Raw genomic sequence first — 20,046 nt, forward strand, 5'->3', positions numbered from 1 at the left:
CGTTTCCCGGGGTGTTGCGGTTCCCCTGCGGGGTCATGACCTGGGTCACGTGGGCGGCGAAGTGTAGCAGAGGGTGGGTGAATCCTTGTGAAGGGGCTCACGAGCACCCCCCTGGGGCGAGGTGGATACTCGATGGCATGAGCACCACGGAGCGTCCCAGGATCCTCGTTGTAGGCGGTGGGTACGTAGGCCTGTACGCAGCTCGTCGCATTCTGAAGAAGATGCGATACGGAGAGGCGACCGTCACGGTCGTCGACCCGCGGTCGTACATGACGTACCAGCCCTTCCTCCCCGAAGCTGCCGCAGGCAGCATCTCGCCTCGGCATGTCGTCGTCCCGCTGCGACGCGTGCTGCCCAAGGCTGAGGTTCTCACCGGTCGTGTCACGACCATCGACCAGGACCGCAAGGTCGCCACGGTCGCGCCGCTCGTCGGCGAGGCCTACGAGCTGCCCTTCGACTACCTGGTCATCGCGATGGGCGCGGTCTCCCGTACCTTCCCGATCCCCGGCCTCGCCGAGCAGGGCATCGGCATGAAGGGCATCGAGGAGGCCATCGGCCTGCGCAACCACGTCCTGGAGCAGCTGGACAAGGCTGACTCCACGACCGATGAGGACGTCCGCCGCAAGGCGCTGACGTTCGTCTTCGTGGGCGGCGGCTTCGCCGGTGCGGAGACCATCGGCGAGGTCGAGGACATGGCCCGCGACGCGGCGAAGTACTACACCAACGTGAAGCGCGAGGACATGCGCTTCATCCTGGTCGACGCCGCCGACAAGATCCTTCCCGAGGTCGGCCCGAAGCTGGGCGCCTACGGCAAGGAGCACCTGGAGAGCCGCGGGGTGGAGATCTACCTCTCCACCTCCATGGACTCCTGCGTCGACGGTCACGTGGTGCTCAAGAACGGCCTGGAGGTCGACTCCAGCACCATCGTGTGGACCGCCGGTGTGAAGCCGAACCCGGCGCTCGCCCGCTTCGGTCTGCCGCTCGGCCCCCGCGGCCACGTGGACACATCCGAGAAGCTCCAGGTGCAGGGCACCGACTACATCTGGGCCGCGGGCGACAACGCCCAGGTCCCGGACATGGTCGGCCGCCGCGCCGGCAACCCGAACGCCTGGTGCCCGCCCAACGCCCAGCACGCGCTGCGTCAGGCGAAGGTCCTCGGCGACAACGTGATCTCCGGCATGCGGGGCTTCCCGCAGAAGGAGTACAGCCACGCCAACAAGGGTGCGGTCGCCGGTCTCGGCCTGCACAAGGGCGTCGCGATGATCGTCATGGGCAAGGTGAAGATCAAGCTCAAGGGCCGTCTCGCCTGGTACATGCACCGCGGCTACCACGGCATGGCGATGCCGACCTGGAACCGTAAGATCCGGATCTTCGCCGACTGGACCCTCGCGGTCTTCCTCAAGCGCGAGGTCGTCTCGCTCGGCGCCATGGAGACGCCGCGCGAGGAGTTCTACGAGGCCGCCAAGCCGGCCCCGGCTCCGGCCGTCGCCGCCAAGTCCGAGGGCGAGAAGGCCAAGGCCTCCTGACGCCCGCATGAGGGACGCTCCACCCGAGCGACCTGTACGACGCCCGAAGGGGCCGTCCGCCATCCGTGGTGCGGACGGCCCCTTCGGCGTATCCGCCGCAGGAGTGGATCACAGCCCCCCGGGCACGCCTTTTGCCCTTTCGTTGCCCGGTGGCGGGATGACTGAGCGTGCGGAGAGAGTTGACGGAGAAGTACCGCGTCGTGGCACCGAGACGTGCCACGGCGGGATCATGAGCACGTACATGTGTATTGGGCTTGTTGTGTTTGTCGGGGAAACACCACCACGGAGGTGTGCGCCATGGCACGCGCCGCATCGCGGCTCACCGCTCTCGCGGAAGAATTGCTCTCGGAACCCCTACCGGTCCGCATCCGGGCCTGGGACGGCAGCGAATCGGGTCCGCCCGGCGCCCCCGTCCTCGTGATCCGCCACCGCCGCGCCCTGCGCAGACTCCTGTGGAAGCCCGGCGAACTGGGCCTGGCCCGCGCCTGGGTGTCCGGTGAGATCGACGTCGAAGGCGACCTGTACGAAGCGCTCGACCGGATCGCCGGGCTGCTGTGGGACCGGGGTGCCGACGCCAAGGACGCCGTCCACCCGGTCCGCGACCCCGCCGTCCGCGCCTTCGCCCGCGGCCTCCTCCAGCTGGCCGGTCCCTGGCCGCCGCCCGCCCCGCCCGCCGAGGAGGTCCGCCGCCGCACCGGTCCGCTGCACACCAAGCGGCGCGACAAGGAGGCCATCAGCCACCACTACGACGTGGGCAACGACTTCTACGCCCTGGTCCTCGGGCCGTCCATGGTCTACTCCTGCGCCTACTGGGAGGACGGCTCCACCCTGGAGGACGCCCAGCGCGACAAGCTCGACCTGGTCTGCCGCAAGCTCGCCCTGAAGGAGGGCGACCGCCTCCTGGACGTCGGCTGCGGCTGGGGATCGATGGCCATCCACGCGGCCCGTGAGTACGGGGCGCAGGTCACCGGCATCACCCTCTCCCAGGAGCAGGCCGCCCACGCCCGCAAGCGCATCGCCGAGGAGGGGCTGACCGACCGGATCGAGATCAGGGTCCAGGACTACCGGGACGTCCGCGACGGACCGTACGACGCGATCTCCTCGATCGGGATGGCCGAACACGTCGGCTCGGTCCGCTACCGCGAGTACGCCGACGATCTCTACGCCCTCCTGAAGCCCGGCGGACGCCTGCTGAACCACCAGATCGCCCGCCGCCCGGAGAAGGACGAGGACGCCTACCGCATCGACGCGTTCATCGACTCCTACGTCTTCCCCGACGGCGAACTCGCCCCCCTCGGCCGCACCCTGGCCACCCTGGAGGAGGCCGGGTTCGAGGCCCGGGACGTCGAGGCGATCCGCGAGCACTACGCGCTGACCCTGCGCCGCTGGGTGGCCAACCTGGAGCGCCACTGGGATCAGGTGGTACGCGCCACCTCCCCGGGCCGGGCCAGGGTCTGGCGGCTGTACATGGCCGCCTCCGCGCTCTCCTTCGAGCACAACAAGATCGGCGTCAACCAGATCCTCGCGGTGCGCCCGCTGGAGGGCGGCTCCTCCCGGCTGCCGCTGCGCAGCCGCGCCTGGACGGAGAAGGCGGGCGGCTGACCCGTACGCGAGTCGTATCCGTGCGGGAACGGGAGCCGTATCCGTACCGCAACGGGCGAGGGGCCGGTGCTCCGCTCTTCAGCGGTGCACCGGCCCCTCGTCGTCCCTTGTCCCGTCCCGGTCTCCCGGGCCCCGGTTACTCGGTCTTGATCGCCGTCAGCATGTTGAGCTTCGCGGCGCTGCGGGCGGGCCACAGCGAGGCGAGGACGCCCACCAGTCCGGCGAGGGCCAGGAAGAGCGCGAGGCGGTCCCACGGGATGACCAGGGCGTAGCCGGGGATGTCGGCGGACAGGGTCCGGCCGATCGCCCAGCCGAGGAAGACGCCGAGGCAGACCCCGATCACCGCGCCGAAGACCGAGATGACGACGGCCTCCAGGCGGATCATCCGCTTGACGCGGCCCCGGTCGAGGCCGATCGCCCGCAGCATGCCGATCTCCTGCTGGCGCTCGAACACCGACATCGCGAGGGTGTTGACGACCCCGAGGACGGCGATCAGCAGGGCCATGGCGAGCAGCCCGTACATGATGTTCAGCGCGGTGTTGATGAAGCCGCCGAACATGTCACGGATGTCCTGCCGGTCCATGACGCTCATCGCCGGGTTGTCGCCGAGCGCGTCCACGATGGCCTGCTCGTTGGCCTTGCTCGCGCCGCCGTCCGTCTTGATCCAGATCTCGCGGATCTCGGGGCGGGTGGTGGAGCTGTGCTGGTCGGCGAGGGCCTTCGGCACCACGAAGGGCGAGAGGAACTCGTTCTCCTCGTAGAGGGCGCCGATGGTCAGCTCGCCCTTCTTGTCGTCGTCGAACTTCACCGGGAGGGTGTCGCCGGTCTTCCAGCCGTTGGACTTCGCGGTCTTGGAGCCGACGGCCACCTGGCCGTCGTTCAGCGTGCCCAGGGAGCCGGAGACCGTCTTCAGGGCGAAGACCTTCTCCACATCGCCCGGGGTGACGCCGGAGGCGGAGTGGTACTCCCCGTCGACCTCGAACCAGGCCGCCTGCTGCGGGGAGAGCGCGGAGACGCCGTCCGCCTTCGACAGGGCGGTGAGCGCCGACTCGTCGAGCGAGTCGCCACTGGCCATCGAGACCATGTAGTCGGCCTTGATGTTGTCCGTGGTCATCTTGTCGATGGCCTGGCCGAGGGTGACGCCGAGCACCGAGATGCCGGTGACCAGGGTCAGCCCGATCGCCAGGGCGGAGGCGGTGGCTCCGGTACGCCGGGGGTTGCGGACCGCGTTCTGCGAGGCCAGCTTCCCGGAGACGCCGAAGAGCTTGCTCAGCGACGGCCGCACCAGGGCGATGACCGGGCGGGAGAGCAGCGGGATCAGGATGATGATGCCGATCAGGGCGAAGAAGGCGCCGGCCGCGACCAGGTACCGGCCGTTCACCCCGCCGGTCGCCGCGCCGCCGACGATGCCCACGGCACCCAGCAGGGCGATGAAGCCGCCGATCGAGTTCCGTACGACGAGGGACTTGACGGAGGCGGTGGCGTGCACGCTGCTCATCGCCGCGACCGGGGCGATCTTCGCGGCCCGGCGGGAGGGCAGCCAGGCGGCCAGCACGGTGATCAGGATGCCGACGGCGAAGGCGGAGCCGACCGCGGTGGGCGAGACGATCAGCGGTCCGGCCGGGATCTTGCCGCCCAGGAGGCTCATCCCGGAGCGCAGGCCGGTGGCGAGGCCGAGGCCGACGGCGAAGCCGATGACGGAGGCGAGCGTACCGACGACGCCGGCCTCGATCAGCACGGAGCGCTTGACCTGGCGGCGGGAGGCGCCGATGGCCCGCATCAGGGCCAGTTCGCGGGTGCGCTGGGCGACCAGCATCGTGAAGGTGTTGGCGATGAGGAAGATGCCGACGAACAGGGCGATGCCCGCGAAGACCAGCAGGATGGTGTTGAGGCCGGTGAGACCGCTCTCGATCTGCTTCGCCTGCTCGTCCGCGAGAGCCTTGCCGGTCTGTGCGGTGGCCTCCTCCGGCAGCAGCGGAACGATCTCGTCCAGCAGCTTGCGGTCGGAGGCGCCCGCGGCCGCGGTCACGGTGGCGTCCTGGAAGACACCGGGCTTCAGGTAGAGCTTCTGGGCGGTCGCGGTGTCGAAGAGCACCAGGCTGCCGCCCGCGTTGACCGCGCCGTCCTCGGTGGTGAAGACACCGGAGAGGGTGTACTCCTTCACCGGGCCGTTGGTGGCGACCCGCACCGGGTCTCCGACGCGGTACTTGCCCTTGGACGCGGTGTCCTTGTCGAGCGCGATCTGCCCGTTCTTCACCGGGCCGCCGCCCTGGGTGAAGTCGTACGCGGTGTCCTTGCCGTCCTTGCCGGGGGCGAAGTTGGCGCCGGTGTTGGACCAGCCGTTGCCGATCAGCTTGCCGTCGGGGTCGGCGACCCCGGCGAAGCCGTTGACCCGGCCGGTGGCGGAGGCCACGCCGTCCAGGCCGCGGATCTTCTCCAGGGTGGCCTCGTCGAGGCCGGGGGTCTTCTCGTCGCGCCCGCCGGCGTGGGTCTGCACGGCGACGGCGACGTCGTCGTAGCTCTTGGCGGACTGGTTGCGGAAGGCGTTGCCGAGGGTGTCGGTGAAGACGAGGGTGCCGGAGACGAACGCTACGCCGAGCATGACGGCGAGCACGGTCATCAGCAGCCTGGCCTTGTGCGCGAGCACATTGCGCAGGGCGGTACGGAACATGTCTGTGTGTCCTGGGATGGGTTCCGGAAGGGGGACGGGGACGCGCAGGGCGCGGCGGCCGGGGTGCGCCAGGCGTACGGGGCCGCCGCGGGCGTCAGCTGGTGCGGCCCTTCGCGTCGAACGCCTTCATCCGGTCGAGGACCCCGTCGGCGGTCGGGTGCATCATCTGGTCGACGACCGCACCGTCCGCGAGGAAGATCACCCGGTCCGCGTAGGAGGCGGCCACCGGGTCGTGCGTCACCATCACCACGGTCTGGCCCAGCTCGCGCACCGAGTTCCGCAGGAAGCCGAGGACCTCGGCGCCGGAGCGGGAGTCCAGGTTCCCGGTCGGCTCGTCACCGAAGATGATCTCGGGCTGCGAGGCCAGGGCGCGGGCCACGGCGACCCGCTGCTGCTGGCCGCCGGAGAGCTCGGTGGGGCGGTGCTTCAGCCGGTCCGCGAGCCCCACCATGGAGATGACCTTCTGGAGCCACGCGGCGTCGGGCTTACGACCCGCGATGTCCATCGGCAGGGTGATGTTCTCCAGCGCGGTGAGCGTCGGCAGCAGGTTGAAGGCCTGGAAGATGAAGCCGATCTTGTCCCGGCGCAACTGCGTGAGCTGCTTGTCCTTCAGCGTGGACAGCTCGGTGTCGCCGATGCGCACCGAACCGCTGCTGAAGCTGTCGAGACCGGCCACGCAGTGCATCAGCGTCGACTTGCCCGAGCCCGAGGGGCCCATGATCGCGGTGAACTCACCCTGCGGGAAGTCCACGGTCACCCGGTCCAGGGCGACGACCTGCGTCTCACCCTCGCCGTAGACCTTCGACAGCTCCGTGGCGCGGGCGGCCACCGCGGTGGCGCGGTGAACGGTGGGAGTGGTGGTCACAGGGACGCTCCTGGTTCGGGTGATGCGGATGCATACGGGGGTGACACGGCCCGCGCTGACGGCGGTGCCTTGGGGACTACTCCATCGTCACGTCCCGATGGCGCTGAGTCGTCACTCCCTGGCCCCGTTCCCCTGGCCCTCTTGAGTCGCACCACAGGGGTGGAGACGTCCTCCTCGGGTATGACACCGACCCTGATGCTTCATCCGAGGGGCGGCCGGGTGACACAGGGTGATCACCGTTCTCCGGCCCGCGAAGGCGCCCGCCGAGGCGGAATGCGAGCCTCCTCCGACGCCCCGGACCCTGAGGGTGGCGCACCCCATGGCGAAGCCTGGCGCGCACCTGGCGCATTGGGCCGTACGGGTGCGGCGACTTTCCGTCAATCCCGCAGGGCATCCGGTCTGCCGGTATCCGGTGCGGGCGCGTGGTGAGGCCGCGCGTATGTGCTGACGGTCCCTCAAGCGGTCTATAAAATAGGACAACATCGCGCCACTGTTCCGCTGATCGGGGGACGCCCCCGGATAGGGTCAGTTGCCAACGCGGAGCCGCGCGGCACGCCCGGATGGTGGAACGTAGACACGGCGAGCTTAAACCTCGCTGCCCCTCGGGGGCGTGCCGGTTCGAGTCCGGCTCCGGGCACCACGCAGCACACGGAGCGTGACCCGTACAGCCCTCCCTGTAGCCCCCGCCGCAGTCTCGCGCCGACAGGCCCCCGGGCCCGGCCACCGGCAGGGTTCCACCGGCCCGTCCCGGCGGCGGTGAGAAAGATCCTCCCCTGGCACTAGGGTGGTTCTTTTGCCTACCCATTACTCTTGTCGCAAGGCCGCGCAGTGTGGCCATGGAGGAGTGAGATGAGGAGCAGCAACCCGGTCTTCTCGCGACGGGGGTTCAGCCGCGACAACGGCCACGCGGGCTTCAACGCGGCGCCGCAGGCCGGGGCCGCCGCGACGGGGGCCAACCCGTTCGCGCAGGGCACCGCCGCAAACCCGTACGCCACCAACCCTTACGCACAGCAGGGCACCCAGCCCGGCGCCCCGGCGCCCGCGCGCACCGACGCGATGACCATCGACGACGTGGTGACGCGTACGGCGATGACGCTCGGCACCGTGGTCGTGGCCGCCGCGATCGCCTGGTGGGTCCTGCCGGTCGACCAGGCGAACCTGGGCACCGCCTACGGCGTCGCCATCGGTGCCGCGATCATCGGCTTCGTGCTGTCGCTGGTGAACTCGTTCAAGCGCCGGCCCTCGCCGCCGCTGATCCTGACCTACGCGGCGTTCGAGGGTGTCTTCCTCGGCGTCGTCAGCAACATCGTCAGTGTCTACGTCGCCCCTGGCGCCGCGATGCAGGCGGTGCTCGGCACGATGGCGGTCTTCGCCGGTGTGCTGATCGCCTACCGCACCGGTCTGATCCGGGTCACGCGCCGTTTCTACGGCTTCGTGATGGCCGCCGCCATCGGCTTCATGCTGCTGATGATGGTGAACCTGCTGTTCGCCGTCTTCGGCGGCGGTGACGGCCTCGGCTTCCGCAGCGGCGCCCTCGGCATCGTCTTCGGCATCGTGGCCATCGTGATCGGCGCGTGCATCCTCGCCCTCAACTTCAAGCAGGTCGAGGACGGCATCGCGTACGGCGCCCCGCGCGAGGAGGCATGGCTGGCCGCCTTCGGCCTCACCGTGACCCTGGTGTGGATCTACATCGAGATGCTGCGCCTGGTCGCCATCCTCAGTGGTGACGACTGACCGGCGCCGAATCGGTGAGTACGTCGGGACGGCCCGCAGGCATCACGCCTGCGGGCCGTCCCGTGTTGTGGCCCTGCGCGGTCACAACAGCTTGCGTGCGGCCCGCCTGAGGTCGTACTCGTGGATGATCGCCTTGGCGTGGCCGTAGGCGAGTTCGTGCTCGCCGCGCAGCCAGCTCACCTTCTCCTCGAAGCGGACGAGTGAGGGTCCTTCGTCGACGGTCCTGAGCCAGTCGGAGATCTCACGACCGGTGCATTGAGGGATCCGGGAGAGCAGGTTGCGGTGGGTTTCTTCGGAGAAGACATGCGACATCGGCGCCTCCGACGCAGTGCGCGTTGCTGTTCCTTCCCGACACCGTGCCTGAGCGTTCGCCCGTTGGCAACCATGCGGGGAGGGGCGCTCGGGGCGCGGGGCGGGCGCGGGTGAAGGGGGCGTGGCAGTCGGGCGGGACGGGCGCGTAGGGTCGGGCCCGTGCTCGATACGACGCCTCTGATCCTGGCCGTGGACCGATTCGCCGACCGGCTGCGCTCCGCCCCGCAGAGCCGCCTCCAGCGCGGCGCGGCCGCCGAGGCCCTGGCCGCCGCCCGCGAACTCGCCGTACGGGCCCAGCGCTTCGAGAGCCCCGGCGCGGAGCCCCGGGTGCTGCCGGACGCCGGGATGTTCGCCGTGGGCGACCAACTCGCCGTCGCCGGGCGGGACCTGGCCGTGGCACTGGTAACGGCCCCGTCCGGAGAGCTGGACGAGGCCGTGCGGTACGTCGAGGAGGCGTCGGCGCGGGCTTTCGCGTAGCCGGGCCCGCGCCCGGGGGTTTCTGTGGTGCGGGAGGCTCAGAACGAGGCGATGACGCGGTCCGCCAGGATGTAGACGTTGTCCTCGCCGCAGGAGAAGGTCAGCGCGTAGGCGCCGGAGACGCCCGAACCGCCCAGCAGCACCGGCTGCCGGCCCGCCCGCAGCGCGTCCGCGAGCCGCTCGGCCGTCTCGCGGTGGCCGGGGGTCATGCAGAGCGTGGTGCCGTCGGCGAAGACGTACACATCGAGCGTGCCCAGCGGGCCCGGCCGCACATCGGTGAGCTCGGTGGCCAGGTCGGCCAGCTCTTCCAGGCGGCTCACGGTGCGCTCGTGGTCGGTGACCACCGGTGTCTGTACGGGGACGAAGTCCGGGTGCGAGGGGTGGCGGCGGCGGGCCGCGGCCAGCTCGGGGGAGTCCTCGGGGTGGTCCGCGATCTCCGGAAGGTCCATGAACTCACCGGCGAAGTCGGCGGCCTCGTGCTCCGCGAACGTCCGCTCGCTCAGCTCCGCCAGCTCCTCCATCGCCTCGGCCGCTTCGAGGTCCAGCGACTCCAGACCGGCGAAGTCGGCCTGGCGCGGCAGGTAGAACGGGGCGTCCTCACCGAGCATGGGCAGCCCGCCCAGCAGGGAAGGGGCATCGGCCGCGTCGCGGGCCTCCTGGGCGGCCCAGAAGGCGCGCGCCTCGGCCAGCTCGCGCTCGCGCTCCTCGGCCAGGGCCTCGGCCACGGCCGCGCGTATCTCCTCGGCGGGGGTGGCGGTACTACGGCTCTGTGGTGGCACCGACGCACCGAGAGCGCGGCCTTCGGCCAGCTCCGTGCGCAGGGCCGCGACCTGCTTGCGCAGCCCGTGAGCGGCATGCAGCGCGGCGGCGCCTACGGCCGTGGCAGCGGCGGTGGTCAGCAACAGGGCAAATGACATGGCGCTCACTGACAACTCCCGGTTTCAATCGATACCCCCGACTTCCTACATCAGCTTGGCCTGTACCCGTACCGCCTGTCAGTGCATTACGTCACGAAATGGACAGGTCTTTCGGTCCTAGGTTTACCCCCATATCTGCTGTGACCTGGGAAAACACCTCTCCCCCGGGACGCAGATCACATCCTGGGGGAGATTCGGTCACGGTCGGGGCTCGGCCGGATTCGGACAGCCTGTTCCGCGGGAGGGGGCGAGGGCTCAGCTCAGCCGCTCGATCACCATCGCCATGCCCTGGCCGCCGCCCACGCACATCGTCTCCAGGCCCCACTGCTTGTCGTGGAACTGGAGGCTGTTGATCAGGGTGCCGGTGATGCGGGCGCCCGTCATGCCGAAGGGGTGGCCGACCGCGATCGCGCCGCCGTTGACGTTGACCTTGTCCAGCGGCAGGCCGAGGTCCCGGTAGGAGGGGATGACCTGGGCGGCGAACGCCTCGTTGAGCTCGGCGAGGTCGATGTCGTCGATGGTCAGGCCGGCCCGCTTCAGCGCCTGCTTGCTGGCCTCGACCGGGCCGTAACCCATGATCTCGGGGGAGAGGCCGGAGACGCCGGTGGAGACGATCCGGGCCAGCGGGGTCAGACCCAGCTCGCGCGCCTTGGTGTCGGACATGATCACCAGGGCGGCGGCGCCGTCGTTGAGCGGGCAGCAGTTGCCCGCGGTGACCAGGCCGTCGGGGCGGAAGACCGGCTTCAGGCCCTCCACGCCCTCCAGCGTGACGCCCGCGCGCGGGCCGTCGTCCTTGGAGACGACCGTGCCGTCGGGGGTGGTGACCGGGGTGATCTCCCGCTCCCAGAAGCCGTTCTTCAGGGCTTCCTCGGCGAGGTTCTGCGACCGTACGCCGAACTCGTCCATCTCCTGGCGGGTGACGCCCTTGGACCGGGCCAGGTTCTCCGCGGTCTGCCCCATGGAGATGTACGCGTCCGGGACGATGCCGTCCTCGCGCGGGTCGTGCCAGCTCGCACCGGACTCCTCGGCGCGGGCGGCGGTGCGGGCCTCGGCCTCGGCGAAGAGCGGGTTGTGCGTGTCCGGCAGGCTGTCGGAGTTGCCCTTGGTGAAGCGGGACACCATCTCGACGCCCGCCGAGATGAAGACGTCGCCCTCGCCCGCCTTGATCGCGTGCAGCGCCATCCGGCTGGTCTGCAGCGAGGAGGAGCAGTAGCGGGTGACCGTACAGCCGGGAAGGTGGTCCATCCCCATCTGTACGGCGATGATGCGGCCCAGGTTGTTGCCCTGCTCGCCCCCGGGCAGGCCGCAGCCCAGCATCAGGTCGTCGATGTCCTTCGGGTCCAGCTCCGGGACCTTGGCCAGCGCGGTCTGGATGATCGTGGCGGTCAGGTCGTCCGCGCGCAGGTCCTTGAGGGACCCCTTGAAGGCGCGGCCGATCGGCGAACGGGCGGCAGAGACGATCACGGCTTCGGGCATCACGCGGCTCCATGAGGGCTGGAAGGCTGGGTGGACGGAGGGAACTCCTCTGGAAGCTACCCGGGCGTATCGCCGGGGTCACCCGGCAGGCCGTGTGATGCGGGACTCTTTTCTAAGCGCTTGCTCAGCCCCGTGGCCTGCCGGGTGCTCCCGGCCCGGAAGCCCCTACGGGTGGCCGTGCGCCGCGTCCGGGTGCGGGTGGGGCGCCGGTTCCGTCTCCGTCGGTGCGGGCAGACGCCGCCGCCTGCGGTGCTTGAGGAGGGCCCAGGGCGCACGGGCCCCCGTCACCTCCGTACCGGCCTCGCGGGCCGCCTGGGAGGCTGCCTTGGCCACCGGGAGGATGTCCTCGCGGCGCGAGCCGTCCAGCCGGTCCGACTCCGGCCACAGGCCCAGCACCGCGCAGAGCGTGGGCAGCATCGCCATGGCCGCCGTCGCGTACCCCTCGGCGGAGGGGTGGTAGTTGTCCGGCCCGAACAGCTCGCGCGGGTTCGCCGCGAACTCCGGGCCCAGCAGGTCGCCCAGCGACACCGTGCGCCCGCCCTGCTCCACCGAACCGATGGTCTGCGCCGCCGCCAGCTGCCGGCTCACCCGCCGGGCCAGCCAGCGCAGCGGCTGGTAGACGGGCTCGATCGTGCCCAGGTCCGGGCAGGTCCCCACGACCACCTCCGCCCCCGCCGTCCGCAGCCTGCGCACCGCCGTCGTCAGACAGCGCACCGACTGGGTCGCGGGCATCCGGTGGGTGACGTCGTTCGCCCCGATCATGATCACGCAGACGTCCGGGGTACGGGCCGGGTCCGCGAGCAGCAGCGAGACCTGCCGCTCCAGATCGTCCGACCGGGCCCCCGGCAGCGCCACGTTCCGCAGGTCCACCGGCCGCTCGGCCACCGCCGCGAGCCCCGAGGCGAGCAGCGCCCCCGGGGTCTGCCCGGCCCGCCGCACCCCCTGGCCCGCTGCCGTCGAATCCCCGAGCATCCCGAGCCGCAGCGGATCGTTCGGACCGGCGAACGCCACCCCGTACCGCCCGTCCGCGCTCGGTGGAACCGGTGCCGTACCGCCGCCCACCTGCCTCTTCGCGAGCTGGACCTCCGCCAGGAACACGCCGACGGCCGCCGCACCGATCAGTCCGATGCTGCCGCCGCCGTAAGCCGCGCCCGCCGCGATCCGCCGTGCCACCCTTGCTCTCGACACAGTCCGGTCCACCTCCTTCTCGCCGTACCGCCCTACATGTACCTACCTGCCCCGCGAAGGGCGCCGCCCAATCGCACCGCGCGTTTCCGGGCCCGTACGCTCCGTATCCGACCTCGCTTTCCGGCCTCCCCTTCCCGGGGCGGAGCCCGTACGTACGCATCGTCCGGCTCGTACGCATACTCTGGGCCGGACCATCTCGGAGATCCCGGAGTACACGGTGCAATTCCACGATTCGCTGATCACTCTTGTCGGCAACACCCCGCTGGTGAGGCTGCGCAACGTCACGGCAGGTATCCAGGCGACCGTCCTGGCCAAGGTCGAGTACTTCAACCCCGGCGGGTCGGTGAAGGACCGCATCGCCCTGCGCATGATCGAGGCCGCCGAGCAGAGCGGCGAGCTCAAGCCGGGCGGCACGATCATCGAGCCGACCAGCGGCAACACGGGCGTCGGCCTCGCGATCGTCGCCCAGCAGAAGGGCTACAAGTGCATCTTCGTCTGCCCGGACAAGGTGTCCACGGACAAGATCAACGTGCTGCGCGCGTACGGCGCCGAGGTCGTCGTCTGCCCCAGCGCGGTTGACCCGGAGCACCCGGACTCGTACTACAACGTCTCCGACCGGCTGGTCGCCGAGACGCCGGGCTCCTGGAAGCCGGACCAGTACTCCAACCCGAACAACCCGCGCTCGCACTACGAGACCACCGGTCCCGAGCTGTGGGAGCAGACGGAGGGGAAGATCACCCACTTCGTCGCGGGCGTCGGCACCGGCGGCACGATCACCGGCACCGGGCGCTACCTCAAGGAGATCAGCAACGGCGCCGTCCAGGTCATCGGCACCGACCCGGAGGGCTCGGTCTACTCCGGCGGCTCCGGCCGGCCGTACCTGGTCGAGGGCGTCGGTGAGGACTTCTGGCCCTCCGCCTACGACGCCAGCGTCACCGACGAGATCGTCGCGGTCTCCGACAAGGACACCTTCCAGATGACCCGCCGTCTCGCCAAGGAGGAGGGCCTGCTCGTCGGTGGCTCCTGCGGCATGGCGGTCGTCGGGGCCCTGGAGGTCGCCAAGCGGCTCGGCCCGGACGACGTCGTCGTGGTGCTGCTGCCCGACAGCGGCCGCGGCTACCTGAGCAAGATCTTCAACGACGAGTGGATGGCCGACTACGGCTTCCTGGAGGACACCAGCTCCTCGCCGCAGGTCAGCGCGGTGCTGAACTTCAAGGAGGGCCCGCTGCCCTCCCTCGTCCACATGCACCCGGACGAGACGGTCGGCCAGGCGATCGACGTGCTGCGCGAGTACGGCGTCTCCCAGATGCCGATCGTGAAGCCGGGCGCCGGACACCCCGACGTGATGGCCGCCGAGGTCATCGGCTCCGTCGTGGAGCGGCAGCTGCTGGACGCCCTGTTCACCCAGCGCGCCTCGCTCAGCGACCCGCTGGAGAAGCACATGTCGGCCCCGCTGCCGCAGGTCGGCTCGGGCGAGCCGGTCGAGGACCTGATGGCCGCGCTCAGTGGTGCCAATGGTGCGGACGCGGCGATCGTGCTGGTCGAGGGCAAGCCGAAGGGCGTCGTGAGCAGGCAGGACGTGCTGGCGTTCCTCGCGAAGGACGCCGGCTCCGCGAAGGTCTGACGGACCGGCTTCGGGGCTTCGCGAAAACGGTACGAGCGCGTCACGTCCGCGCAGCACCCGCTTAACACGGCTCCGGCACATTGGTGGGTGTCGGCAGGGAAACCCGCCGGCACCCAGAACGGCGACACCGGACTACGGAGCGGCTCCCGGACCTCCACCGTCGCCCGGACGCGGGTATCCGGCCCTGACCCGGACCGCGTCCTTCGCGGGGACCGCCGTCGTCCCGCCCCCCGGGCCACCGGGGGTGCGGCGGCCCCCGCGACATACTTGCGGTGACTGCGCGGCCGGACCCCCTGCGGGCCCGGCCGCGCAGGCGTTCCCGCTGTGCCCCGGGGAGCTGCTGCGTACGCCCCGCCCCGCCCGGGCAGCCTCCGGGCCCGCCCCGCCCCGGCCCACCTCCGCGCACGTCATGCCACGCCACGCCCCGCCCCGGGAAAACTGTCCGGTTACGTACCTCAGTCCTGCCAGTCGGAGGCCTCGCGGGCCTCGCGCCGCTCCCGCTGCCGGAACAGGCCCCCGTTGCGCGCCGCGTGGACCGCGTTCACCCCGACGATCCCCATCCAGGCCACCACCAGCCCCTCGATGCCCGCGTTGGCGACCCCGATCGCGGAGAGCGGGACGGCCAGGACGAGCGAGACGATCCCGAACCCGAACCGCTCCCCGAAGCCGGACGCCGTGCCCGCCGCGGACGGCGAACGAGCGGACCGGGGATCCCGGGCAGCCGTCACCTGCTGCTCGGCCAGGTGGCGCCGGACCCGCCGGTCCATGGTGGTGTCGAGGCGCTGCTCGACCTTCTCCAGGAACGATTCGATGAGCGCGGACTCGTACTCCGGCCCCAGCTCACCGCGTGCGTGGAGCGTGGCGGCGAGATCCCTCTTGAGCTCGTGGTCTCGGGCTTCCATGCCTTTACGTTACGAGCGCGGGCAGGCCGGAACACGGGGGCTAACCCCCGTATTTCCCGGCCCGGCCCGTCACGGCCGGCCGGCCCGCCCGCCGCCGGACGCGCCGGACGTGCCGGCGGCGAAGGTCTGGCGGATGAAGCGCCGCTGCCAGGGCACCTCGACCGCACGCGGGTGATAGTTCCGCCGCACCCACGTGACCGCTTCCTTCGGGTTCATCCCCTCGAAGACGCAGATCGCGGACAACGCCGTCCCCGTCCGGCCGATGCCACCTCCGCAGCAGATCTCCACCCGCTCGCTCACGGACCGCTCGTAAGCGAGGCGGAGCCTGCTCATCGCCTCCGCCGGGTCGGTGGGCAGCCAGAAGTCCCGCCAGGGCACCCACACCGATTCCCACGGCGGGTCGGCCGGCCGGTGGTCCGTCAGGTGCACGGCGAATGTCGGGGTCTGCCCCTCCGGCAGGTCATATCTGAGGCCGCGCCCCCGGATCCGCCGCCCGGAGGGCAGCTGAATGACCTTGGGGGTATCGGCGTTCCATGGTTCGGTCATCGTTGATCCCTGTTCCGATCGGGCCGGCAGAAATGACGTGCCTGATGGTTTCCCGATCGAGGGCCGCCCGTCCACCCGCTGCATATGGACATGCAGGGTCCTTCCTGGCTGAATGGATCTGTCGGCGCCGATCGTGGCGCGACGGATCCAGCAAGGGGACAGCATGAGTGGGAGCAGCCCCGCCGCGCGGTTGCAGCGGCTCTTCGAGGGGCACCGGCTCACGCCCACCCAGCGGCGCATCGCGCACTGCATGGTCCGCCGGGCGGCCGACGCGCCGTTCCTCTCCAGCGTCGAACTGGCCGAACTCGCCGGGGTCAGCCAGCCCTCCGTCACCCGCTTCGCCGTCGCGCTCGGCTTCGACGGCTACCCGGCGCTCCGCCGCCACCTGCGCGAGGTCGCGCCCGCCGACGCGGAGCAGGAGGACGCGGGGGAGACGTACAACGAGTACCAGCAGGCCGTGCGCGCCGAGATCGAGAACCTCCAGCACCTCTCGGACCTGCTCGCCGACCCCGGACCCGTCGAGCGGGCGGGCCGTCTGCTCGCCGGGTCCCGGCCGCTGCCCGTGCTGGGGCTGCGCGCGGCCTCCTCGCAGGCGCGCGGGTTCGGCTACTTCGCCGCCAAGGTCCACCCCGACGTCCGCGTCCTCGACGAGGGCGGCTCCATGCTCCTGGACCGGATCGACTCCGCCCGCCGGGCCGGGGCCACCGCCCTGATGTGCTTCGCGCTGCCGCGCCACCCCAAGGAGTGCGTGGAGGCGCTGGCGTACGCCGGGGAGCAGGGGTTCACCGTCGTGACGGTCGCCGACTCCGCCTTCGCGCCGGTCGCCAAACACAGCGATCTGCTGCTTCCGGCGGCCATCGGCTCCGGGCTCTCCTTCGACACCGTCTGCGCGCCGATGCTGCTGGGGCGGGTGCTGCTGGAGGCGATGTGCGACGAACTCCCCGACGCCCAGGCGCGGCTGGAGGAGTTCGACGCACGGGCGTCGGCGCGGGGTCTGTTCGTGGAGTGAGGGGCTCGCGCCCGCCGTTCTCGCGGGCGTCCGTGCCCGCCGTTTTCCCGGATTCTCACGCATCGCTCATCTGCGGCCGCTAATCTCCGCGCCCAGAAGCACCGCTCCGTCGCGGAGCGGGACATCGCAGAGCGGGACATCGCGGAGAGATGGGGTACGGACGTGGGGCGCGGAGGGCAGTCGCTGGCGAGAGTGGCCGTGATCGTACGGGCCGGTGCGGCACCGCTGTGGTGGGCCGGGCTGGTGGCCGCCGCCGCGGGAGCGTTCGTACCGGGGCTGACCGGACGCCGGATCGGGCTGCTGGCCGGGGCGGCGCTCTTCATCGTCACCGCGGCCGTCGTGGCCCTGGCGCGCGGCGGGCGGTACGCGGAGCTGGCCCGGGGCGCCTCCCGTGCGGGGCGCGGCGACTTCCTCCAGGACCGGGCCGTGACCGTACGGGTGTGGCGGCGCGGGCACCGGTGGTGGCTGCTGGGGGCGTTCGTGGCGGCGGTGGCCTCGTCGTTCGCCCTGCCGGGCGCGGGCGGGCTGGTGCTCGCGGGTGCGGGGGCCGGTCTCTGGGCGAAGGCCGTACGGATCGGTCAGCGGGAGCGCCGCGACGACGCCCTGTACTGGGTGCGCACCGACTGGGCCGGGCACGGCTCCCCGGTCGCGAAGCGGGTGCAGGGGCACCGCACGACGGGGCCGGTGGCGGGGGACGCCGCGCCGGGCGGGGCGCGGCGTCGCCGCCGGTGATCCAGAAGGTGCTCAGACCTCCAGATCGGCCTCGATCTTCTTCAGCTGGTGGCGGGCCATCGCCAGGTTGGCGCGGCTCGCGTCCAGCACCAGGTAGAGGAAGAGGCCGTTGCTGCCACGGGTCTTGAGCAGCCGGATCAGGTGGTACTGGCTCCCGAGGGTGATGAGGATGTCCTCGATCTCCTCCTTGAGGCCCAGGTGCTCCATCGTGCGGAGCTTGGCGCGGATCACGTCGGTGTTGCCCGCGGCGGCGACCTCCAGGTTGAAGTCCTTGCTGCCGCCGAGCGTGCCCAGGGCCATCCCGCTCGTGTAGTCGACGAGGGCGACACCCGTGGTGCCCTCGATCGAGCTCATCGCTTCCTTCAGTGACGCTTCGGTGTTCGCCATGGAGGCTCGTTTCCTTTCCGTGGCCGGCCGTGGTGACCGGGTCCGTTTCTGTATGAGTGACGTGGGTTTCCGCGTGATGGCGTGAGTCCCGGTGGTCTTGGTGGAGCAGGTGGGGGGAGCAGGGCCGCTACGTGGGGCGCTGCGGGAGCGTGCGGTTGGGAGCGCCGCGCGCTGGGGCGGTGCGGGGCATGGGGGGCGTGCGCTCGGCGCGTTCCAGGGCGGTGTCGACGAGTTCGCCGATCCGGGCGCCCGCACGGCGGCCCTCCAGGTGGAGCCGGCCGACGTTGATGCGGTCCTCGGCCAGCAGGGTCAGGACGGCGGAGGAGCCGGCGGCGTAGGTGGCGATGTAGCCGCTCTCGCCGCGGACCAGGAGCTCCCGGAAGCCGCCGCGGCCGGTGGCCTCCGTCATGCGGATCGAGACGCCGAGCGCGGCGGCGGTGAGGGCGGCGACGCCCTCGGCCTCGATGCCCGGGGTGTCGTGGGCCAGGACCAGTCCGTCGGTGGAGGCGGCCAGCGCCCCGGCGAGCAGGGGGACCCGGGCCCGTAACCGCTGGAGCTCGTCGAGGACACCGCGTGTCTCAGCCTCGGGAACCATCAGCTGTCTCCTCCCGGCACGCTGTCTGAGCGCGCGTATCACAGGGCCTCCAATGCGTCTCGGAGCCGGCGCAGCAGGGCGATATCGGGGTCGGCCGTCACCTCGGGGAGCGTGATCCGGCCGGGTGCCGAGGCGGCGGCGGGCAGCGGCTGCGCGCGGACCGCCGCCACCAGGCCGGCCGCGGCGAGCCGCCGCAGGTCGACCAGGATGTGGAACGCCGAACGGCCCAGTGCCTGGGCGATGTCGGAGGCCGTACGCACGCCGTCGGCCAGCTCCAGGACGGCGCGCTGGCGGGCGGGTACGGGGCTGTCGCCCGGGTGTGCCGACGACCGGACCACGGGGGCGCTGTCGCAGGCCGGGTCGGGCCAGATCCGGTCCAGCAGCTCCCGTCTGCGCAGCGTCTCGCGCTGTACGGCGGCCACCGGGACCGGCCGCACCGGGCCGATCCAGTGGGACACCCCGTAACGGAAGCGGGCGGGCGTCCCGGTCGGGGCGAGGGCGAAGAACGCGGCGTCATACAGCGCGCCCAGGTGGCACAACTCCAGCGCCCCGCCCGGTACATGACCGCTGTCCACGAGGTAGCGGCCGACCCGTTGCCCGGCCCCGGCCTGTGCCACCGCGTCCCACCAGCCTTCGTGGCGGAGCGTGCCGCCGGTGGTGAGGAGTACGTCGATGCCGGGGGTGGCGGGGCTCTCGGCGTGCACCACCTGGCCGTCGGCGAGGTAGAGCGTGCCGCGGTCGCGCATCAGTGCGCCGGTGGCCCGCTCGGCGGCGAGCCGCTGGAGCATCGGGGAGAGGACCGGGAGCCGGTCCGTCCCGGGGGCGCCGGGGTCGGCGGCTATCGCGCTCATGCCAGCACCAGCCGCTCGGCCAGCTCGCCGAGACGTAACCGGGCCAGCGCGAGGTTGCCCTCGGAGCGGCTCAGCCAGAGGTGGAGGAAGACGCTGCTGTCGAAAGCCGTCTCGACGAAGCGGAGCATGTGGTATCCGTCGTGGGTGGTGACGATGACGTCCTCGACGGCGGTGCTCGGCGCCCCCGCCGCCGCTTCCGCCGGTGCGGCCGCGCTTCCCGCCGCGAGGTGGGCGAAGGCGGGCTGTTCGGCGGTCATCCGGGCGACCTCCGCCGTCTCGGCCGCCGTGGCCTCGTGGTCGCCGTTGGGGGATTCGCCGATGGTCCCGAGCGCGAGGCCGCTCGTCCAGTCGACCACCGAGGCGCCACGGGCGCCGGGCAGCCTCATGACTTCGAGCAGGCACTCGTCGATTCCGGGCACGCGGATTCCCCTCCCGACGCGGCGTACGGCTGTGACCCTGAGGCTACGCAACGTGCTCACGGCAGGTGGAGGTTCTGGCATTTTCCTTTGGTACATGCGCCGCGGGGTGTAAAGGAGCGGCCGGATCGCGTCGGCCGTCGTGGTCGGGAGGGTGTGTTCCCCGGCCGTGCCGGAGCAGAGCCGCGGGGTGGTCAGGGGGGTGGCCGGCGCCGG

The 20,046-nt window shown here is 71.3% G+C and carries 19 protein-coding genes and 1 tRNA gene; 8 read left to right on the forward strand and 12 right to left on the reverse strand.

Translation table 11 applies throughout. The features are described 5' to 3' along the window. Positions 1 to 137 precede the first annotated feature (137 nt). Together IE264_RS28310 and IE264_RS28315 are read left to right on the forward strand one after the other, a co-directional pair. Positions 138 to 1,526, forward strand: a complete 1,389-nt coding sequence (locus tag IE264_RS28310) for an NAD(P)/FAD-dependent oxidoreductase (RefSeq protein WP_015609000.1) — start codon at positions 138 to 140, stop codon at positions 1,524 to 1,526. A 297-nt stretch (positions 1,527 to 1,823) separates the two neighbouring features. Beyond that, complete coding sequence (locus IE264_RS28315; protein WP_032757281.1) at positions 1,824 to 3,128, forward strand: class I SAM-dependent methyltransferase; 1,305 nt, start codon at positions 1,824 to 1,826, stop codon at positions 3,126 to 3,128. A gap of 136 nt (positions 3,129 to 3,264) precedes the next feature. On the opposite strand, the gene IE264_RS28320 is transcribed toward IE264_RS28315, so the two are convergent. Together IE264_RS28320 and IE264_RS28325 are read right to left on the reverse strand one after the other, a co-directional pair. Continuing rightward, on the reverse strand, positions 3,265 to 5,799 hold the full coding sequence (locus IE264_RS28320) for an ABC transporter permease (protein WP_032757282.1): 2,535 nt from the start codon (positions 5,797 to 5,799) through the stop codon (positions 3,265 to 3,267). A 94-nt stretch (positions 5,800 to 5,893) separates the two neighbouring features. Next, on the reverse strand, positions 5,894 to 6,664 hold the full coding sequence (locus tag IE264_RS28325) for an ABC transporter ATP-binding protein (protein WP_015608997.1): 771 nt from the start codon (positions 6,662 to 6,664) through the stop codon (positions 5,894 to 5,896). Positions 6,665 to 7,218: 554 nt separating this feature from the next. Between IE264_RS28325 and IE264_RS28330 the strand changes: the two genes are divergently transcribed. Next, a tRNA-Leu gene (locus IE264_RS28330) sits at positions 7,219 to 7,304 on the forward strand. A gap of 209 nt (positions 7,305 to 7,513) precedes the next feature. Further along, positions 7,514 to 8,398 (forward strand): Bax inhibitor-1/YccA family protein, encoded by an 885-nt coding sequence (locus tag IE264_RS28335; protein ID WP_032757283.1) that lies wholly within the window; start codon positions 7,514 to 7,516, stop codon positions 8,396 to 8,398. An 81-nt stretch (positions 8,399 to 8,479) separates the two neighbouring features. Here the strand turns inward: IE264_RS28335 and IE264_RS28340 are convergent, their stop codons facing one another. Further along, positions 8,480 to 8,710 carry a DUF4287 domain-containing protein gene (locus IE264_RS28340; protein WP_015608995.1) on the reverse strand — a complete coding sequence of 77 codons (231 nt, stop codon included), beginning with the start codon at positions 8,708 to 8,710 and terminating at the stop codon, positions 8,480 to 8,482. A gap of 159 nt (positions 8,711 to 8,869) precedes the next feature. On the opposite strand from IE264_RS28340, the gene IE264_RS28345 reads away from it, so the two are divergent. Then, a complete protein-coding gene (locus tag IE264_RS28345) occupies positions 8,870 to 9,187 on the forward strand; it encodes a hypothetical protein (protein WP_015608994.1) in 318 nt (105 codons plus the stop codon). Between the two features lie 38 nt (positions 9,188 to 9,225). Here IE264_RS28345 and IE264_RS28350 read toward each other — a convergent pair whose 3' ends face one another. The 3 genes from IE264_RS28350 to IE264_RS28360 form a co-directional block, all read right to left on the reverse strand. Further along, the gene (locus IE264_RS28350) at positions 9,226 to 10,089 is read right to left on the reverse strand and encodes a hypothetical protein (RefSeq protein ID WP_032757285.1); all 864 of its coding nucleotides are present in this window, start codon (positions 10,087 to 10,089) and stop codon (positions 9,226 to 9,228) included. A 270-nt stretch (positions 10,090 to 10,359) separates the two neighbouring features. Continuing rightward, entirely contained in the window at positions 10,360 to 11,580 is a 1,221-nt protein-coding gene (locus IE264_RS28355; protein WP_015608992.1) for an acetyl-CoA C-acetyltransferase, read from the reverse strand. A gap of 165 nt (positions 11,581 to 11,745) precedes the next feature. Further along, positions 11,746 to 12,753, reverse strand: a complete 1,008-nt coding sequence (locus IE264_RS28360; RefSeq protein ID WP_032757286.1) for an SGNH/GDSL hydrolase family protein — start codon at positions 12,751 to 12,753, stop codon at positions 11,746 to 11,748. 232 nt (positions 12,754 to 12,985) lie between these two features. Here IE264_RS28360 and IE264_RS28365 point away from each other — a divergent pair, with 232 nt between their 5' ends. Continuing rightward, positions 12,986 to 14,392 carry a cystathionine beta-synthase gene (locus IE264_RS28365; protein ID WP_015608990.1) on the forward strand — a complete coding sequence of 469 codons (1,407 nt, stop codon included), beginning with the start codon at positions 12,986 to 12,988 and terminating at the stop codon, positions 14,390 to 14,392. A 455-nt stretch (positions 14,393 to 14,847) separates the two neighbouring features. Here IE264_RS28365 and IE264_RS28370 read toward each other — a convergent pair whose 3' ends face one another. Beyond that, the gene (locus IE264_RS28370) at positions 14,848 to 15,294 is read right to left on the reverse strand and encodes a hypothetical protein (RefSeq protein WP_015608989.1); all 447 of its coding nucleotides are present in this window, start codon (positions 15,292 to 15,294) and stop codon (positions 14,848 to 14,850) included. Between the two features lie 69 nt (positions 15,295 to 15,363). Then, positions 15,364 to 15,840: a protein-tyrosine phosphatase family protein gene (locus tag IE264_RS28375; RefSeq protein WP_015608988.1), complete on the reverse strand. Its 477-nt coding sequence runs from the start codon at positions 15,838 to 15,840 to the stop codon at positions 15,364 to 15,366. Positions 15,841 to 16,003: 163 nt separating this feature from the next. On the opposite strand from IE264_RS28375, the gene IE264_RS28380 reads away from it, so the two are divergent. Then, the gene (locus IE264_RS28380; RefSeq protein ID WP_051821831.1) at positions 16,004 to 16,849 is read left to right on the forward strand and encodes a MurR/RpiR family transcriptional regulator; all 846 of its coding nucleotides are present in this window, start codon (positions 16,004 to 16,006) and stop codon (positions 16,847 to 16,849) included. 192 nt (positions 16,850 to 17,041) lie between these two features. Further along, on the forward strand, positions 17,042 to 17,581 hold the full coding sequence (locus tag IE264_RS28385) for a hypothetical protein (protein ID WP_032757289.1): 540 nt from the start codon (positions 17,042 to 17,044) through the stop codon (positions 17,579 to 17,581). A gap of 12 nt (positions 17,582 to 17,593) precedes the next feature. On the opposite strand, the gene IE264_RS28390 is transcribed toward IE264_RS28385, so the two are convergent. The 4 genes from IE264_RS28390 to IE264_RS28405 all read right to left on the reverse strand — a co-directional run bounded on the left by IE264_RS28390 (position 17,594) and on the right by IE264_RS28405 (position 19,833). After that, complete coding sequence (locus IE264_RS28390) at positions 17,594 to 17,968, reverse strand: hypothetical protein (RefSeq protein WP_015608985.1); 375 nt, start codon at positions 17,966 to 17,968, stop codon at positions 17,594 to 17,596. Between the two features lie 127 nt (positions 17,969 to 18,095). Further along, positions 18,096 to 18,563 carry a roadblock/LC7 domain-containing protein gene (locus tag IE264_RS28395; RefSeq protein ID WP_015608984.1) on the reverse strand — a complete coding sequence of 156 codons (468 nt, stop codon included), beginning with the start codon at positions 18,561 to 18,563 and terminating at the stop codon, positions 18,096 to 18,098. A 38-nt stretch (positions 18,564 to 18,601) separates the two neighbouring features. Continuing rightward, a complete protein-coding gene (locus IE264_RS28400; protein ID WP_031124277.1) occupies positions 18,602 to 19,414 on the reverse strand; it encodes a DUF4388 domain-containing protein in 813 nt (270 codons plus the stop codon). Beyond that, positions 19,411 to 19,833 (reverse strand): hypothetical protein, encoded by a 423-nt coding sequence (locus IE264_RS28405; protein ID WP_015608982.1) that lies wholly within the window; start codon positions 19,831 to 19,833, stop codon positions 19,411 to 19,413. Before IE264_RS28405 ends, IE264_RS28400 begins: the two co-directional genes overlap by 4 nt. Between the last annotated feature and the right edge of the window lie 213 nt (positions 19,834 to 20,046).

The organism is Streptomyces microflavus, from assembly GCF_014650075.1.
GTDB classification, from domain to species: Bacteria; Actinomycetota; Actinomycetes; order Streptomycetales; family Streptomycetaceae; genus Streptomyces; species Streptomyces microflavus.